Consider the following 18085-nt stretch of genomic DNA (forward strand, 5'->3'; position numbering starts at 1 on the left):
CTATCTTTTTTGTTTATTAATAGCAGCGATTATTTCTGATAAACCTTCACCTTGTTTTAAACTAGCTTTAATAACTTGAACATCAGGATTTAAACGTTTTGCATCATTAACCATTTTATCAGCATCTGCACCAACAGCATCAGCTAAATCCACTTTATTAATAACTACTAAATCAGAAGTCTTGAAAATTAATGGGTGTTTTTCTACAGTATCATCCCCTTCAGTAACACTTACAACAACAATTCTCATGTGGGAACCTAAATCAAAATCAACAGGACAAATCAAATTACCCACATTTTCAATAATAACCATGTCCAAATCATCTAATGGCAAATCTCCAAGTCCATGACCTACTAAATGAGCATCTAAATGGCATTCTTTACCAGTGTTTAAACCAACTACAGGAGCATTGTGTTTTTCTATTCTGCCTGCATCAAATTTACTAATTACATCTCCTGCAATTACACCAATTTTATCATCAGTATTCTCAATAATGTTTTCAATTAAAGTAGTTTTACCAGAACCAATAGCTCCAACAAAATCAACGCAAAAAATATTTTTATCTTCAAGATTTTTCTTATTCCTGTCTGCTAATCTTTTATTAGCATCCATAATATTTTTTTGTACTTCTACATCAGCTACATTATGCATAGTCAATTCCTCCTATCTAATCATCATCAGGTTTCTCAATAACAATATTTTTAACAATACAATCTTTTCCATTTAAAATAGATATCCTTTTATTTCCACATTTTGGACAGTCTACAATTGGAGCATAGTGATCTTTATCATCCAGTTCTGCTACTCCTTTAAATCCACATTCAGGACAATCAATTTCAACAGGTATCTCTTCAATTTTAATATCGGCATCTTCAACTATGGTATTTTCAACTAAAACACTTAACATGAAACGTAACTGTTCAGGGTTTATCATAGCCAATCTGCCAATTTCAATACCAACTTCAGTAACTTCAGTTGCATTGTTACTTTCTGCAGTATCTATTACTGCATTTATTATTCCTTGAGCCATAGATAATTCATGCATTTTATTTCTCCTACATATTCAGAAAAAAATATTAATATTATAATTATAGTTAGGATGATTAATAAATATTGTTAATTAATGTGAAAATCAAAAAAAAATAAGTTTTATAAAAAAATAAAATGGATAAAAATTAATTTATCCCATATTATAAGCATCATATGCAGCATATATAGCATATATTAAATAAATAATATTACCAATGGTGCCTAATGCATATGTTAAAATAATTGAAAGAACAATTGCTGCAACAAACATTATTATACCTTTTTGAGTTTCACCTTGTACTACTTGACCAATACCAGGGAAGAAGAAAGAAATAATAGCTGCTACTATTGGACTAACCATAATACCCCTCCATAATTCAATTAAAAAACCAATACAAAATTATCGTATTATGTATATATTAACATTGAAAATATTTAAAGTTTCCTACTGTATTTCCATTTAATATTCAAAAAAATTGTAATAGATTAAACGAAAAAAATAAAATAAATTATTTTAATTCTAACCATAATTCATTAGCATCTTCATTGGCCGAGTCAATTTTTAGAGCTCGTTTTGTAAACATTTTAGCTCCATTCATATCACCCTGCTCATATAATATTCTACCAAATAACGCCCATGCATCAGCATATTCATCATCAATATCCACTAACTCATTCAAGGATTCTTTTGAGTTAAAATAATCTCCCTGCGAATATAAATCATAAGCTTCTTCATATAATGTTTCAAGCTTCATATTATCATTAGAAGATTCAATAATCTCCTCTTCATCAACTTTTTCAGCAACTATTTCTTCCTGTTTTTGTGAGATTAAATCACACATATAATTTAAAATATATTCAGTTGCATTTTTGTGAAGGGGCTTATTATCATTTCCGCATTTCGGAGAGTAAATACATGAAGGGCATCCATTATGACAATCACAATTTTTAAGTAAATCTCTTGTAGATTTTAATAAATCAACAAAAACATCAACAGCCTTTTGTGTTATTCCAATTCCACCTTCATAAGCATCATAAATGAATATTGTAGCTTCCTGAGTATCTTCATGATAATTTGTAGATAATCCACCAATATCAAATCTGTCACACATTACATGAAGCGGAAATAAACCGATTAATGCATGTTCTGCACCGTGAAGTCCTCCTTCAAAGACTTCCTCTTCATCTTTATATAAATCTTCAAGTTTATTTTTAACTTCCCTTGGAATTGTAAACCATAATCCTTTTGTTCTGAATTTTAAAGGAGGCAAATTTAAATTAAACTGCCCAATTACTTTTGAAAAATGCATTTTCTTATATCTGTAATAATCTTCTTCTACGGTTAATTCACCAAAATGGATTTTTAAATTACCATATCGGGTTTTAGATAATTTTTTCTCAATATTGATGTGTACCTTATTTAAAACCATAGTATGATAATCTACAGTATTTTTAGAAACATTTACAAAATGACTATTTAAATTAACACTGTCTACATGATATGTTTCACCTTTATTAATCAAAATAGCTCCTTCATGTGCTTCCCTATACACCTGTGAACGTTCCATAACCTCTAAAAGTTTACCATTATTCATAACTCTGAATTCATCATTGGATAACTGATCCAAGGAATGTGACATTGCAGGATTGTCATCATATGGATAAATATAATCTCCACGAGGATTCTGATATAAATCTTTTTTAGAAACTAATTTATCCAAAACTTTTTTATCTGCTCCGAAATAATCCATAGCTTCATCTTTTTTGAGAGTTAACTCTTTAGCAGCACACAATAAATGTGCTTCCTGTAATATATGGTTTGACAAATCAATAATTACATTTTCATGAGGTTTATCAAAAAAGAAATCTGGATTATTCATAAAATACTGATCCAGCTGATTTTCAAAAGCAACTAAAATAGCTAATGATTTCTGATTACTTCTTCCTGCTCTTCCGCTTTGCTGCCATGTGGAAATCATAGTTCCGGGATATCCTGAAATAATCACTGCATCAAGTGAACCGATATTAATACCTAATTCCAGAGCATTTGTACAGGTAACCCCCAGATATTTACGTGATTTTAAGCCGTCTTCAATTTCACGTCTTTCATCTGCCTGATAACCTGCCCTGTATGCAGTTATTCTATGAGTTAATTTCCTTTTGATATTATCCATATCTTTTTTAGCCCACATAGCTATTAATTCTGTTATTTTACGTGAAACAGTGAAACATAATGTTTGAATGTCTTTTAACATTAAGTAAACAAAGATATTTTCTGTTTCCATATGCACAGAAGGTGCTTCAGAGTTATTGTGTTTTTTTCTCCTGTAATTTCTAAATGGATTATACAATATAAAATCTTTTTCTCCGCTTGGAGATGTATCATTATCTACTAATTTAAATTCTTCACCAGTTAATCTGTTAGCCAGTTCCAATGGATTAGCTAATGTTGCAGAAGACAATATAAACTGTGGATCAGACCCATAGAAATTAGCTATTCTTTTCAGTCTGCGAATAAGATAGGCTACATTTGAACCGAAAATACCTTTATAATAATGGGACTCATCAATGACTATGAATTTCAGATTGCTGTAAAAACGCTTCCACTGATGATGCCAGGACAAAATAAGATGCAGCTGATACGGATTAGTTAAAATAATCCTTGATTTCTGACGAATATCATATCTTTTAGATTTTGGAGTGTCTCCATCATAGGTATGTGGATTAATTTTAATATCAAGAGATTTTTCAAGATTTTCCAAAACATGGAGCTGGTCATTTGACAGTGCCTTTGCAGGGTAAATGTATAATGCTGTAGCCTTATTATCTTCAATCATTGTTTCCATAATAGGTAAATTGAAAGCCAATGTTTTACCTGAAGCTGTCGGCGTTGTAATAATTACATTTTCATCCTTTTGAATAGCTTCATAAGTTTCTGCCTGATGTTTATATAATTTGGCATTTTTAGATTTTAAATAATCAACAATTTTAGGATTTAAATTCTCAACTTTTTTATAGCTGGCTTTTCTGGCAGGAATAGTTTCTACATGAGCTATTCTGTCCCTATACCTTACATCATTTTTAAACATGTCAATTGTTGATTTTGTCATAATAATCTTGAAAAACAGTTATTTATTATAAAATAATATATGAATAAATTAAATATTTAAATTATTCGTGTAAATGATACTTATCAAATGCTCTGTAGAGCAGTTTATATAGTTAACATATATAAATAATAAATAATTAACAAAATGAGGACAATAATGATTAGTTATGAAGAATTTGAGGATATTGTTGTAAATACACTAAAAAGAAACATTTCTTCAAATAAAGATCAAAAAAAAGCCATTTCATCTGATGCAAATGACTCCCTTTTTATAGTAGCAGGCCCCGGATCTGGAAAAACTACTGTAATTGTACTTAAAATACTTAAATATATTTTTGTTGATGATATTGCTCCAGATGAAATTTTAGCAACTACTTTCACCAGAAAAGCAGCAAACGAGTTACATTCACGTATTTTAAGTTGGGGAGATCAGATTAAAAACTATCTTTTAGAAAATATTGTTGAAGATGACCCTATTAAAGAACTGGAATTAATGAATTTCATTGAAAAAAAGATAGACTTAAACAAAATCAATATTGGAACTACTGACAGTGTAGCTGAAGATTTGCTGAGAATTCATAGAGAGCCCGGAACAAATCAGCCATTAGTAATTGAAGAGTTTGTTACAAAGTCAGCTATGACAAATATTCTTCTTAAAGACAACAGATACTTAAATGAAAATTTAAAGGAATATCTTAAAAGTTTTACACCTAAAGAAAAGCTGGAAGAACCTTCAAAAATGGCAGAAATCATTTTGAATATGAAAAATAGAATGTACTATGACCAGGTGAACTTTGATGAAATCTATGATAAATTTGAAAAAGGCAGCGGAGCTAACTTAACTCTTAACTGTATAAAAGATTACGAAGCAGAACTGCAAAATAGAAACATTATAGATTTCCCGATGCTCGAATCCAAATTCTTAAACAAACTTAAAAATCATAAACTGGACATTTTTTTAGACAGTATAAAAATCATTCTAATTGACGAATATCAGGACACCAATCTGATTCAGGAAGATATTTACTTTACAATAGCCCAGTCTGCCCTAAAAAACAACGGCAGTATAACTGTTGTAGGTGATGATGACCAATCTCTCTATCGTTTTAGAGGAGCTACTGTAGATTTGTTTACAAATTTCAAAAAACGTGCACATGACAAATTAGGAATTGATGTTAAAGAGATTAATTTAAGAACCAACTACAGGTCCAGTGAAAATATTATCAGTCACTGCAATCATTTTGTAGAACTAGACAAGGAATATCAAAAAGCAAGAGTAGATGAAAAACCTAAAATCATTGCTCCTGATTTTGATAAAGATAAAATACCTGTTTTAGGAATGTTTAGAAATAACCCTGAAATGTTAGCTAAAGATTTAACTCAGCTAATTAATAATCTCATAAATAATGGAGAAACATCACTGAAAATCAGAAGAGTATTAAATAAAGATTATTATAATACATTAAATGGCAATTCAAACTTACAAATCATTAACAAGCAAAAACAGAATAACGCTAAAAAAAGCAAAAATTTAGAAAATATTACATTGAAATTAGATGAAGAATACGGGTCTGCATCAGATATAGCTATTTTATCATATTCTCCTAAAGAAATGAAAGGAAGCACTCCAACATTTAATTATTACTTAAGAAAAAATCTTAAAAAACTCAGAAAACCTATTGAAGTTTTCAATCCAAAAGGAAGAGACCTGCAAGATATAAAATCAGTTGCAATATTTTGCGGATTGATTTTAGAGTGTATTGATCCTCAAGGCATAATCCAAAAATCAGATAAACAAATCCAGAATTTAGCTAATAGAAACATGACCCGCTGGAGATACCGAGCAATAGACTACATTAAATTAAAACCTGAACCTAATGAACCTGTTTCACTGTCTGAATTTGTAATTTCCTGGCAAAACCGCCACCCTAAAAATCGTGACAAATGGCCTGAAAGTGCTAGTCTGATGGAACTGGCTTATAAATTAACTACCTGGATTGAAGACCTTCAAGAAGATGTTGAAGGAATCGTGTATCTGGAAGCTATTACAAGGTCAATTAAGCAAACAGGATTTTTCAATAAGTATTCCGGAAATATTGTATTTACCAATTCAAAAACCGAAAGAGAATCAGTTCTTGAAGCTATCTGGAATATTTTCATTCCAATAGCTACCGGAGGAGTTGGAATTGACGAAGACCTTCTTGAAACACTGCCTGATGACAGAATAAATATAATGTCTATTCATCAATCTAAAGGACTGGAATTTCCATTAGTAATTGTTGATGTCGGCAGCAAATTTAAAAAGAACACTTTCAATACTCAAAACTTAAGATTTCCAAAAATTGAACCTGAAAACAGAAGTATTGAAGACAGTATACGTTGTTTCAGCTCTCTTGGAGAATCACAAAGAAGTGAAAAAGACAGATCCTTTGATGATTTGACAAGACTTTATTTTGTGGCATTTTCCAGAGCTGAAAATGTTCTGCTGCTTATTGGATTAATATCTTCCCTTGACGGATATTCAGTTAACAATAATCTTAAACAAATTCCTAATGTTGCACTTGGCTGGAGCAGAGATGAAAAATTAGTTGGATTTGATGAAATATATCTAATATAAAAAAGGAGGCTTAAAAATGAAATTATCTTCAAGATCAAAAGCATATATGATTCCGGAATATAGTTTAACTGGAGATTTGCTCTCCTTTTTAACTTGTAACTTACAGTACAGATATCAGAATAAAGGTACTCTTCCTCCATCAATGCCTATACAATTATGGTTTGGAGAATTTATACATGGAGTAATGGAAGAAGCTTACTTACAATGGGAATTAAATAAAACACCGTTTCCATGGGACTGGAAAAAAGACATCAGACCTATTGAAAATATGATTGATGCAAGATTACAGGTAAGGGGGCTTTATCCTCCAAAAGAACATTTCTTTTCAACAAATCATCCAAGTAATGAAAATGTTGATGTTAATGAAAGAGACCATAAAAAATTAGCCAGTGCAAGAGCTGAAAGGGCTATTAATTATTGGGGTCCTCATTTATTCCCTTTAATTGATTCTGCAGAACTGTTGATAAAAGGAATTCGAAATATGCCTAATTACGATGAAAACACCAGCCGTTCCAATTATTATGGCATCAATGGTGTTATTGATGTCTTAAGCTCATTAAAAATTAATGAAACAATTGAAAATACCCAACAGACAACATTGGATTCCTATAGAAATAAGATTATCGAATATCTGAGAAATGATAAAGAATTTCAAGAGCATGTGCATAACATTGACTGTGATGAATATGAGGTAATTATTGATTATAAAGGAATGAGAAGGCCTTCAAATCAAAGAGATGATGATGAAACATGGATTCGTCACAAATGGCAAATTTTAACATATGCCTGGCTTAGACACCAGCAGGCAGATGCCAAACCAATTGTTGCAGGAATTATTTTCTATTTAAATGAACTTGTTCCCTCAAAGGAAGATCTGATTGTTGTTCAGCAGGATATTCATAATAATCTAACTGATATTCCGAAAGATGATGAATTTAAAGAAGATGTTGCACTAATTGAAAACTGGGATGAAGACGCTAAAGTTCCTGAATTAAGTTCCGAATTTAAAACAGCAAGATCAATCAGAATAATCAATATTAACCCTGATGAAATTGAAAAGGCTTTGAATGAATTTGACAATGTTGTAAATAATATTGAATCATCATTAATTAAAGAAATTAAAGGCTGTAAAATTCAGGATGCATGGAAAGCACAGGGGGATGAAAGAACCTGTGATGCATGTGATTTCAAAACATTCTGTAAAAATAAAAAAACAAAAACAAAAGAATTTACTATTCCTTAAAATAAATATATAAAGTAAGTGATATTATGAGTAGTTTAGAAACCAATCAAAAGTATAGTAAAGTACTTGAAGACAATGTTAAACTAACCTGTAAAGCAGTAGCTGTTAAACTTTTAGCTAGTGAAGATGAACTTCCTGAAGGCTATGATCTAATAGATGAAAAGGTCAGACATTGTGAAATGATTAGAAAAGCATCATATGGGGAAAAATTTTATAGTACTATTGAACAGCAAGCCTGTTTAGGTGGAGCTGGAGCTATTGGTCTTAGAGATATGCCTCCTAAATTAGCTAGTGGAGAAAAATATTTTGAATTAGGAAGATTTAAAGATTTGGAAACTGCAAAAGCAGCTACTGAAAAACTTTCAATAATAAAAGAAAGATATTGGGGAATTGTATATTCACCTTTAGACGAAGCTACTTTCAAACCCGATGTAGTTTTAATAATTACCGAACCTGTTGGCGGAATGAAATTAGCTCAAACTATTGTTTATTCTTCAGGAGATAAAGTCAGACCTAATTTTGCAGGTATCCAATCACTTTGTGGTGACGCTTTAGCTAATCCGTTTATAACTGGTGGAGTTAATTTCACATTAGGCTGTGACGGTTCCAGAAATGCAGCAGATATTAAAGACAATGAAATGACTATTGGAATTAGTGGTGAAAAATTAGAAGAAGTTATTTCAAACCTAAAAGTTATCGAATAACTTTAAATAATCATCATAATGATTTATATTTAATAATTCCAGTTCATTTTTTTCTTTTATACCATAAAAAGTATAACCATCATCAAATATTTTTCTTAAAATTGGATTTAAATTATCATTTTCATTTTCCAAATATTTTATTAAATTATCTTTAAATGCTACAAAAGGCATTCCTAATCCCTCAGCAGTGTCTAATAAACCTGTTTTTCTACGTCTTAAAATAGCTATTGTTTTTTCAGGATTATCTGAATTTTTACAAACATTAATCATTTCATCAAACGTTTCACTTGATACTGTTGGCTGGTCTCCAGTTATGCAAAGTGCAAAATCAGAACTGATATTTTTTAAACCGTTTAAAAGAGATACTGATAAACCTACATCAACAGGATTATTTTCTACAAATTTTACAGAGTCTTTATAATTATCAAAAATAGCTTCTTTTATTTCATCACTATAATGGCCTAATACCACAATACATTCATCTACATTTGAAGATAATGCATTGTCAATAGTTGTCTCTAAAACAGTTTTATTATGAAACGGAAGAATAAGTTTGTTTTTTACTGAAATATTTCTAGAAATCTGATCTTTTCTCATACGGGAATTTTTACCTGCAGCGGTAATAATAGCTGAAACTGTCATAATAAACACTAAAAAAAAGTAAAATAAAAGATAAATAATTATCTTCAACTTGGAATAAATCTTTCTATCTTACCGTAAATTGCCATACTCGGACCTGAACCTTCAGTCCACATCACTATTTTAACTGGATAATCATGATTATTTGTAACTTTAATATCTTCAGAAGGATTAAATCCAAATAATACTGCATCATTATCTCCACACATACCTACTGGCAATCCAAATCCTTCAGCAAGAACAGCTGCTCTTAATACCCTAGCTGGCGGACATACTCCATGAGAAGCACTACCTCCAGGAGCATTACTGTCAGAAGCAGAACCAAAATCAATATATGCTTTTCCATTTCCACTTGAATTTGGTGGAATTACTGTATTATTCCATGCATCTACAAAAGATCTTGCATTAAATTCTCTTACCCCATCCCCATATTCAGGGTGAGAACCTAAAGAAGTAGAATAAACTTCACCATCCTCTTCTGTAACATTACCCATATACAATACAATAGGAGTGCCATCAGGATATGCAGCTACATAATCAGATACATTGTTACCAAATATAATTGATACATTACCAGCACTTATATCATTTCTTCCATCAGAAAAGTTAACAATTCCTCGCTCTAATGTGAAATTAGATTTGTCAGAATCATAATTATACCAATTTTGAATAGTTGTAGTATTGTAATACTTACTTCCAAAATCAGTGTTTTTAATTTCTGAAGTAGGAATTGATTTAACGACAGTACCATTTTCTACAACATCAACACCATCAGATGTTTTGGTTAAAACCTTATAAGGTGCACTGTAACCCCATACATAAGTATGTGGCGCTTTAACAGCTAACTGATTACCTTCATAAGTTAAATAACCTGGACCTTCAAAGCCCTGTGCTTTACCATAAGAATCTATACCTTCACTAGATATTGTAGCAAAGTCAAATGGAACAGTTCCTGTTGTTAAAGTTATTAATATACCCTGCAAATCAAGACTGGTAATCTGGTGAGCTATAAAAGGCAGATTACCTAATAAAGGTACCTGAATTGACTGATTCTCACCTAAAATAGAATCCCCTTCAAACATAGATTGGCCAATAGGCAAATTATATTCATTTGCAAAGGATTCACCAGTGTATGTATTATGATTTACAAAAGAAAATGCGAATAAAAGTAAAGAAATAAAGAATAATGCCAATATTATCTTAATAGATGTACTTCTCCATTTATAACTCATATTATTTAACACCTTCAATAATAATATAACAATAGTATATTTAGTTACTATTATATTTATATATTTTCATTTCAATGAATACAAACTAAAGGTTTTCAGACAAGAGCCTTATTCTTTCCTGGATTTCAATAATAGCTTCCTGACCGTTACCTCCAATGAAAAGTGCATCTTCATGAGAGAATTCAGCAATAAGGGCAATTATCTCATCTAATGAGTTAGCTATCTCAATTCTGCCCTCATAACCAAGACTATTTAAACGATACAATCCCATATCAATAGTATCATCTAATCCCGGAAACAGAACAATGACTTCAGGATTATATTTAACTGCTTCATCTAAAATACTTAATCTATGTTCTTCATTAGCTCTAGGAGTGCCTATAAATAATGCATAGAAATCATTTTCACTTAAAACTGAAGTTAATGCATCAGAATTATCAGTTTTACCTACAAAAATAGAAGCATTATTAATCTTATAAACATTCATTCTACCTTCAACTGCTTTAAAATCAGCTAAAGATTTCATAATACTATCCTTAGATATTTTTAATTCAGTAGCTATAGCTGCAGCCAAACCAGCATTTAATGCATTGAATCTACCACAAACCTGTAACTTTTCATCATATTCAAAAAAAGGAATAGTTTTATCAGCAACTTCTTTAAAATCAGCATTGAAATCTTGATTAAAAGCTGTAAAAATCGTTTTTCCTTCAAAGAATCTCACTAAAGTATTTTTATAATTGGCTATTGTCTTATGAACATTCATATGATCATTACCAATATTAGTAAGACCTACCATGTCAAAATCAAAACAATAATTGCAAAAATCAAGTGTCATGTCACAAACTTCAACAAGTAATATATCATAATCGTCGTTTGAGGCTTCTAAAACTAAATCATAGTAACCTGAAAAGCCTCCACCACCATTTCCACCGACTAAAACTTTTTTACCAGCATTTTCCAAAATAGTTTTTAACATATGAACACTAGTAGTTTTACCATTAGTTCCAGTAATGCCAATAGTAAAAAGGTCTTTATGCTTAGTTACAACATTACTTAACAGTTTACCTTTTTCAAGCAATTTATTTGCAAAAGCTCCCCCATACATGCTGGGACTAATCGCTATTGCATCACATTCTTCAATTGCATGTGAATTTGAAAAACCTAAATCAACAGTTAAATTATCAGAAACAATAGAAACAGTTTCATCACCACTAACCAAATTCATTGAAATCATAGGTAATTCCAAATCTGATAAATCAACTTTACTATTTAAATCAGTTGCATAAACATCCCAACCATGATTTAAAAGAGAATTAACTGCTTTTTTTCCTTCTACACCTAAACCTATAACTGCTGCTTTCATAAAAAAATACCTTTATTATTATTTATAACAGTATAAAATATTGTTATTCAAGTATAAATATTATAACATTCATAATTCATTTAAAAGGTGAAATAATGTTTGAAGAGGAAAATGATAATAAAATATATCGTCTTATCATTAGTAACGGTTATGACAAAAATAAGGAATATATGAAATTTATTGAACAAATGTATTCTAAAAATGATTTTTTATGGAAAGAATCTATTTCCGGGTCTTATTCAACAGCCAATAAAGAATTTTTTGAAAAAATAGATGTTATAATACTTTTAGCAGGTTTATATAATTACAATAAAGAAACTTTTAATGATTTAATTAAAGCTAGTGAAAACTATAATATTCCCATAGTTCTTGTAAGACCACATGGACTTGAAGAAGTTCCTGAAAACTTGGAAAAAGAAGCATCAACAATTGTAGGATGGAATGCTAACTGTATTATAGATGCAATAAAAAATGCTGAGGAAATAGGCAGAATCTAAATTAATCACTTAAAAAAATTAAATAAAAGTATCTAACTAGATACTTTTGAAATACCATTATCTTTTTCTACTTTAATCAAATTATCTGCAGCATTTTCAAGCTGACTTTCATGAGTCACAATAATCATTTGCGGTAAAACAGTCATGTCTTTTAACAGATTAATTAATTCATGTCTTCTAAAGCTATCTAAATGTATTGTAGGTTCATCTAAAAGAATAGTGTCCAAATCACCTTTTGCCATAGCCTGAGTAATACCAAGTCTTAAAGCAAGGGCAATAGCTATTTTTTCACCACCACTAACCATACTCATTGAAGATTCACCTTCAGGACCAAATACAGTTACTTCATAGTCCTCATCCAATGTTAAATCAGAATAATTAAAGTTAAATTCATCAAAGAAGTCCTTAGTGTATTTTTGAATTACAGGCCTTGAACGATTCCTTAACTCTTTTTGTATACCGTTTTTAGAATATAATGTTCTAATATGATTCAATAAATCAATATAATCTGTAGTGTTTTTATATTCTTGTTGGAATTTATAGTTAGTTAATATTTTTTCTGTTAAATCATTGACATTAGCTATTAATTCTTTAGCTTGACCTTTAATTCCTGAAAGCTCATTTGTAAACTCATCATATCTTCTTTCATAAACTTCGTAAAAGTAAATTACTTTTTCATATTTTTCTTTATCATAAACAGAAGCATTTATTTTATTTTTCAAGATTTCAATTTGATTAAGTGAAACACCAATATCATCTTTTTTAGAAGTTAACTGAGATTCAAAAGCTTTTTTATTTTGAACAAAACCTTTAAGTTGATTAAATTCTTCTTCCTTATTTTTTAAATCAGTAATACGTGCTTGTAAATCAGCAGTACTCATATCACCGCTTAAATGAGGATCTTGGTCAATAGCTAATTTGATATTTTTAACATGAACATCAATTTCATTATTAACCTGATTTAATTTATATTGAAGTTCAGTTTTACTACTTAAAACATCTAGTGCTCCTTTTGATTTTATATATGCATTGTAATCTTCTTTATTTTCTTCACGGCCAATTTTTTCTTTAGATATATCCAGTATAAGTTCACCTAATTTATTATTAGTGTACTCTTTAGATTCTAATCCTTCATCAATCTCATTAAGTTTAACCAAATCTTTTTCTAAATTGTCAAATTTATTTTTATATCCTATAATATCTTTAGATAAATCCTGAAGTTTATTATATTTTTCTTCAAAACTATCTTTATTTTTATTCAAAAGACGAATATTTTCATTATTTTCTACAATAGCTTTCTTATTAACATTAATTTCACTATTATAAGAATCAATTAATTCATTTTTCTTTTGAGGATTAATATCAGATTTACAAACAGGACATTTATTTTCAACATCCAATAATTCATCTAAAGGTTTTTGTGCTGTATCAATAGCTTGTTTAAATTTAACAATTTCCTCATTTTTAGAAATAATCTCAAGACTTAAATCTTTAACTTTATTAGAAACTTCCTCACTGAAGTTGTTGGTAACCTCTTCTAAATGACTGAAATTATCAACATCAGCTAAAATATCCTGAGACAAACCACTATCATATAATTTATCTTTAGTTACAGAAAAAAAACTTTCAATTTCATTTCTATTTCCTTCAATTGATTTAAGAAGTTGCTTTTTATCTTTTTCAAGTTGGGTAAGAGTAGCTAATTCTTTTTCAAGATTAATTTTTTGATTGTTTAATTTTTCAATTTTCTCATCGGCTACTAAAAATTTATTATATCCTTCTTTTTTAGATGCTAAAAGTTCTTCCTGTGTTGCAATTGAATCTAAATCTTTTTCAATTTTTTGTTTATCAAGTTCCAACTGCTGAATACTTGTAACAGATTTTTCAAAGTCCAAGTATAACGGTAATTTCTTAACAAATTTTTCCAATCTTACAATTTGCTCTTCGGCTTTTTTTATTTCATCTAAATTATCCTGAAGTGCTCTTTTATCATTTTCAAGAGAATCCAATCTTTTTTTCTCAGCATCTAAATTATTATTGAAGTTATCAAAGATTTCTTTTTCTCTTTCCATATTGGTTTTTTCATTTTGCTTTTCAGCTTTCATCTCTTTAACTTCTTCAATCTGTTTTTCTAAAGCAAGCCCTTTTTCTTTAAGACTATCCAATAATGCTTTTTTATGATTATATTCCTCTTTTAACTCTTCAGATGAAAATAACTTACCCTTAAGTTCTGACTGAGCTTTTTCATAATTGCTAATAATAGGCTGTAAGTTTTTCCAGGCTTTTTCCAGAGAATCCAAACCTAATAATTTTCCAATTAATTGTTTTTTCTCAGAGGAAGTTTTATCAACTAATTCTGCAATTTCTCCTTGCCTTATGTAAATTGCATTTAAAAACAAATCTGAATCAATATCCAAAATAGACTGAATTTCATTAGCTACCTCTTTATCTCCAGCACATGATGGAATAAATTGACCTTTAGAAGTGGTTTTTTTAAGAATTGTTGATTTTAAACCTGATTTGGTTTTTTCACGATGAATTTTATATTCCTTACCATTAGAAATAAATTCCAAATCAACATACATGTTTTCATTACTGCCATTTCTCACTAAATCATCAATTTTTTTAGCAGTATGTTGTTTGAATAATGCAAAACTAATAGCTTCTAAAATAGTAGATTTTCCAGCACCATTTTCCCCTACAATAACTGTAATCCCATCACCAAATCTAATAACTTCATGATTATAGGATTTGAAATTGTTTAATGTTAATTTTGTAAAAATCATTGAAGAGCCCCACTAAATCTTACCTGATCGTCTTCAGGTTTATTTTCAGTTATTTCATCACCAGAATCATCATTTATAATATTGTATTTTTCATTGAAAAATTGATTAACTAAATCCTCAGATTCATCTGTTTTATTTTTTGAAAGCAAGTCATATAATTCAATAGCTAAATTATTGACATCTTCACTATCATACTCTTTTAATTCATCAATTAAAAGCTCTTTAGGACCTAAAGCATTTTTATCATTAATAATAGCATTAACATCCACTTCCCTATCAAGTACATTAAATGTAGGCCTGATCATTAATGCCAAATCACCAAGTTCCCTATTAATAAATTCATATATTTCCCCTATATTTGAATCAATGTTGTTGATTTTAAGATTTAAAATAGGCTGTTTATCAAAGTCTTTTATTGTATTTTTAATAGAATCTATTTCAGCACCTAAATTCCTATAATCAATAGTTTTTACAATGAATTCACGAGGAATATCCATTTTAATTCTTTTAACATTCATTTTTGGTCCGTCTAAGTCCACTACAATAAAACCTTTACCATTCTTTTTAAGGTCTATTAACTCATTAACATTCCATGTTTCAGTTGATCCAGGATAAACCAGTTTTCCTTTACCAAAATCATCACAAATATAATTATGAATATGGCCTAATGCATAATAATCAAAATTATCAGGAATATCTCCAATTTCCAATTCATACTGTAAATTGAAATATTTGTCAATTCCCTGATGTAAAACAAGAATAGATTTTTCATGATTTTCTGCTTTTTTGGACAATTCATCTAATTTGCTTTTAAGATTTTTGTTTTGGGAAGCTGGAAGAAATGGCAATCCTGCAATAAAAACATCATCATGCATATAATTCGTATTAATTGTGCTTATTAATTTTAAACCAAATTTTTTAAATAATACCTGAGGAGGTATAGCTCCATTACGATTTACAACATCATGATTTCCGGCAATAGCATACATTGGTATTCCTGCACCTTTTAATTTAAGCAAACCTTTTTGAAAAGCTAAAAGAGCAGATGGTGATGGTCTTGCTGAATCAAACAAATCTCCACTATGTATTACAAAATCAACTTTTTCTTCGATTATTTTATCTATAATTTTATCAAATACTTCATAAAAGTCTTTTTCCCGCTCAAGTAAGCCGAATTGTCTATAACCTAAATGAGTATCTGCCAAATGTGCAAATTTCATTATATTACCTTTTAAATTTTTTATATAACCAACAAACACTCTAAAATTAAAGCATTTAACAATTAATTATATAGCTAATAGTAATATTTAATATTATGGTAGCATTAGAAAAGTAATATGATTAAATCAATAGTCGTAACCTAAATTAAGAATGTATTCTTCCTGTTTTTTGATTTCTTCAGCTTCATCTTCCTTAAAATTATCCAGCATAGATACAATATCCAAGTCTCCACCATGTCTGCGACCTTTAAATTCATCGATTTTAACCAGTGTCGGAACATTTGTCATAAGTCCTGTTAAAATAGCTTCACCAACATTTAAGGAAGGTAACTGTTTTACCAAATCACCAGATAAGCTTTCACTAGCTGATTGTACATGCCTTTGATCTTCAGGTTCAACTAATCTTAAAATAATCATGTTATTCATTTGAGATAATGCATCATGGTCCACTGTTTTTGGAGACTGACTTACCAAACATAATCCAAGACCGAATTTACGTCCTTCTCTTGCTACTCTTTGAATCCAGAATTTGGAGTTGGAATCTCTTTTATTAGGAGCTAAAATATGTGCTTCTTCAAGAATATAAAATACCGGGAAATCCAAGGTTTTATTGGTTGTTTTATGAACTGCATTTTTCCTATACTGCAATGAATTTCTCATAATATGACTTACAAGAACTTCAGCAGTTGATTCATCAGCCTGACTTAAATCCAAAACATTGGCTTTACCTATTTTAATAGTTCCTAAAATATTGCCTTTATTTATATTGAAAAGATTATCATATTTTTCTCTTAAATCATCAACCTTATTCATAACATCCATGATTTTAGTTTTTTCATTGGAACTACTGTTTTCATCATTGTACTTGTCTTCTAAAATTGTAAAAATAATTTCTAAAAAGTCTTTTGAGCTAGATCCACCACTGCTTATAACCTTACGAGCTTCATTAAATGCTTTTCTGAAGTATCTTTCCTGAATATGAGCCGAACCTTTAATATTAGCCAAATTTTTAATTTCTGAAAAGGACATGTATATAGGATTTATTACAGGATCAATAACATTTACCTTACCATTTGTAAAGGTGGCATCAACATATTCTCCATGCATATCAAAAACAAAAACAGGAGCATTGTATTTTAATAATCCATCAATTAAAACAGATACTGTATTTGATTTACCTGCTCCAGTCATAGCTAAAATAGCTAAATGCCTGTTCATAATAGAATTTACATCCACATTAACTTCAACATCACTCTGATTAACTAATGTCCCTAATTTCAGCGGATTTTTCAAGTTAAATACTTTTTTTAGAAGTTCATCATCTGCTTTTGTAATCGGAGTTCCTGGAGGTGCAGGAATCCTTGGCAGCTTTAAATTATCATCTACATCACCAAGTAAGCGAACTTTTCCCTTAACATATAAATCATTTCCGCTAACCTTAGTTATTGTTTCAATGTCATCTACATCATATATTTCACTATTTAATGCTACATTACCTCTAACTAAGTTTTCAATCATTCCCAACACATTTTTCCCGTCATATTTAATGGAAACATATTCTCCAACCTGAGGCATTGAATTTGAAATAAAATCAACTTCCAATAATGAAATTTCCCCTATACATCTTCCTATAATCATCAATA

At 29.6% G+C, this 18085-nt stretch carries 14 protein-coding genes; 4 read left to right on the forward strand and 10 right to left on the reverse strand.

What is annotated here, in order from left to right:
• The 4 genes from hypB to K4897_RS00980 form a co-directional block, all read right to left on the reverse strand.
• Positions 1-651: a hydrogenase nickel incorporation protein HypB gene (gene hypB, locus K4897_RS00965; protein ID WP_250416253.1), complete on the reverse strand. Its 651-nt coding sequence runs from the start codon at positions 649-651 to the stop codon at positions 1-3.
• A gap of 16 nt (positions 652-667) precedes the next feature.
• On the reverse strand, positions 668-1045 hold the full coding sequence (gene hypA / locus K4897_RS00970; RefSeq protein ID WP_019264040.1) for a hydrogenase maturation nickel metallochaperone HypA: 378 nt from the start codon (positions 1043-1045) through the stop codon (positions 668-670).
• Positions 1046-1180: 135 nt separating this feature from the next.
• Positions 1181-1390 carry a hypothetical protein gene (locus tag K4897_RS00975; RefSeq protein ID WP_250416255.1) on the reverse strand — a complete coding sequence of 70 codons (210 nt, stop codon included), beginning with the start codon at positions 1388-1390 and terminating at the stop codon, positions 1181-1183.
• A gap of 148 nt (positions 1391-1538) precedes the next feature.
• Positions 1539-4139, reverse strand: coding sequence for a DEAD/DEAH box helicase (locus K4897_RS00980; protein WP_250416257.1), 2601 nt, complete (start codon positions 4137-4139; stop codon positions 1539-1541).
• Between the two features lie 156 nt (positions 4140-4295).
• Here K4897_RS00980 and K4897_RS00985 point away from each other — a divergent pair, with 156 nt between their 5' ends.
• Genes K4897_RS00985 through K4897_RS00995 form a run of 3 tightly spaced genes read left to right on the forward strand, consistent with a single transcriptional unit; the run spans position 4296 to position 8702 of the window.
• A complete protein-coding gene (locus K4897_RS00985; protein ID WP_250416259.1) occupies positions 4296-6755 on the forward strand; it encodes a DEAD/DEAH box helicase in 2460 nt (819 codons plus the stop codon).
• Between the two features lie 16 nt (positions 6756-6771).
• Positions 6772-7998 carry a PD-(D/E)XK nuclease family protein gene (locus tag K4897_RS00990; protein ID WP_250416260.1) on the forward strand — a complete coding sequence of 409 codons (1227 nt, stop codon included), beginning with the start codon at positions 6772-6774 and terminating at the stop codon, positions 7996-7998.
• A gap of 26 nt (positions 7999-8024) precedes the next feature.
• Positions 8025-8702: a DUF169 domain-containing protein gene (locus K4897_RS00995; RefSeq protein WP_019264045.1), complete on the forward strand. Its 678-nt coding sequence runs from the start codon at positions 8025-8027 to the stop codon at positions 8700-8702.
• Here the strand turns inward: K4897_RS00995 and K4897_RS01000 are convergent.
• The 3 genes from K4897_RS01000 to K4897_RS01010 all read right to left on the reverse strand — a co-directional run bounded on the left by K4897_RS01000 (position 8685) and on the right by K4897_RS01010 (position 11939).
• The gene (locus K4897_RS01000) at positions 8685-9344 is read right to left on the reverse strand and encodes an NTP transferase domain-containing protein (RefSeq protein ID WP_019267481.1); all 660 of its coding nucleotides are present in this window, start codon (positions 9342-9344) and stop codon (positions 8685-8687) included. The genes K4897_RS00995 and K4897_RS01000 overlap by 18 nt on opposite strands.
• 44 nt (positions 9345-9388) lie before the next feature.
• Positions 9389-10573, reverse strand: a complete 1185-nt coding sequence (locus K4897_RS01005; RefSeq protein WP_019264047.1) for a hypothetical protein — start codon at positions 10571-10573, stop codon at positions 9389-9391.
• 85 nt (positions 10574-10658) lie between these two features.
• Positions 10659-11939, reverse strand: coding sequence for a Mur ligase family protein (locus tag K4897_RS01010; RefSeq protein ID WP_250416262.1), 1281 nt, complete (start codon positions 11937-11939; stop codon positions 10659-10661).
• A gap of 95 nt (positions 11940-12034) precedes the next feature.
• Here K4897_RS01010 and K4897_RS01015 point away from each other — a divergent pair, with 95 nt between their 5' ends.
• On the forward strand, positions 12035-12436 hold the full coding sequence (locus tag K4897_RS01015) for a hypothetical protein (RefSeq protein ID WP_019264049.1): 402 nt from the start codon (positions 12035-12037) through the stop codon (positions 12434-12436).
• 32 nt (positions 12437-12468) lie between these two features.
• Here the strand turns inward: K4897_RS01015 and K4897_RS01020 are convergent, their stop codons facing one another.
• From K4897_RS01020 to K4897_RS01030, 3 genes are all read right to left on the reverse strand, one after another.
• A complete protein-coding gene (locus K4897_RS01020; RefSeq protein WP_019264050.1) occupies positions 12469-15222 on the reverse strand; it encodes an AAA family ATPase in 2754 nt (917 codons plus the stop codon).
• Positions 15219-16442 carry a DNA repair exonuclease gene (locus tag K4897_RS01025; protein WP_250416264.1) on the reverse strand — a complete coding sequence of 408 codons (1224 nt, stop codon included), beginning with the start codon at positions 16440-16442 and terminating at the stop codon, positions 15219-15221. Before K4897_RS01025 ends, K4897_RS01020 begins: the two co-directional genes overlap by 4 nt.
• 126 nt (positions 16443-16568) lie before the next feature.
• Positions 16569-18080 carry an ATP-binding protein gene (locus K4897_RS01030; RefSeq protein WP_250416265.1) on the reverse strand — a complete coding sequence of 504 codons (1512 nt, stop codon included), beginning with the start codon at positions 18078-18080 and terminating at the stop codon, positions 16569-16571.
• Between the last annotated feature and the right edge of the window lie 5 nt (positions 18081-18085).

The organism is Methanobrevibacter sp. TLL-48-HuF1 (genome assembly GCF_023617305.1).
Classification (GTDB): Archaea; Methanobacteriota; Methanobacteria; order Methanobacteriales; family Methanobacteriaceae; genus Methanocatella; species Methanocatella intestini.

Excerpts from the sequence above, each read along its gene's own strand:
- K4897_RS01030 (WP_250416265.1), bottom strand. The coding sequence starts at position 18,080 with ATGATTATAGGAAGATGTATAGGGGAAATTTCATTATTGGAAGTTGAT.
- hypB (WP_250416253.1), bottom strand. The coding sequence starts at position 651 with ATGCATAATGTAGCTGATGTAGAAGTACAAAAAAATATTATGGATGCT.
- K4897_RS00985 (WP_250416259.1), top strand. The coding sequence starts at position 4,296 with ATGATTAGTTATGAAGAATTTGAGGATATTGTTGTAAATACACTAAAA.
- K4897_RS00975 (WP_250416255.1), bottom strand. The coding sequence starts at position 1,390 with ATGGTTAGTCCAATAGTAGCAGCTATTATTTCTTTCTTCTTCCCTGGT.
- hypA (WP_019264040.1), bottom strand. The coding sequence starts at position 1,045 with ATGCATGAATTATCTATGGCTCAAGGAATAATAAATGCAGTAATAGAT.
- K4897_RS01015 (WP_019264049.1), top strand. The coding sequence starts at position 12,035 with ATGTTTGAAGAGGAAAATGATAATAAAATATATCGTCTTATCATTAGT.
- K4897_RS01020 (WP_019264050.1), bottom strand. The coding sequence starts at position 15,222 with ATGATTTTTACAAAATTAACATTAAACAATTTCAAATCCTATAATCAT.
- K4897_RS01000 (WP_019267481.1), bottom strand. The coding sequence starts at position 9,344 with ATGACAGTTTCAGCTATTATTACCGCTGCAGGTAAAAATTCCCGTATG.
- K4897_RS01010 (WP_250416262.1), bottom strand. The coding sequence starts at position 11,939 with ATGAAAGCAGCAGTTATAGGTTTAGGTGTAGAAGGAAAAAAAGCAGTT.
- K4897_RS00980 (WP_250416257.1), bottom strand. The coding sequence starts at position 4,139 with ATGACAAAATCAACAATTGACATGTTTAAAAATGATGTAAGGTATAGG.
- K4897_RS00995 (WP_019264045.1), top strand. The coding sequence starts at position 8,025 with ATGAGTAGTTTAGAAACCAATCAAAAGTATAGTAAAGTACTTGAAGAC.
- K4897_RS01025 (WP_250416264.1), bottom strand. The coding sequence starts at position 16,442 with ATGAAATTTGCACATTTGGCAGATACTCATTTAGGTTATAGACAATTC.
- K4897_RS01005 (WP_019264047.1), bottom strand. The coding sequence starts at position 10,573 with ATGAGTTATAAATGGAGAAGTACATCTATTAAGATAATATTGGCATTA.
- K4897_RS00990 (WP_250416260.1), top strand. The coding sequence starts at position 6,772 with ATGAAATTATCTTCAAGATCAAAAGCATATATGATTCCGGAATATAGT.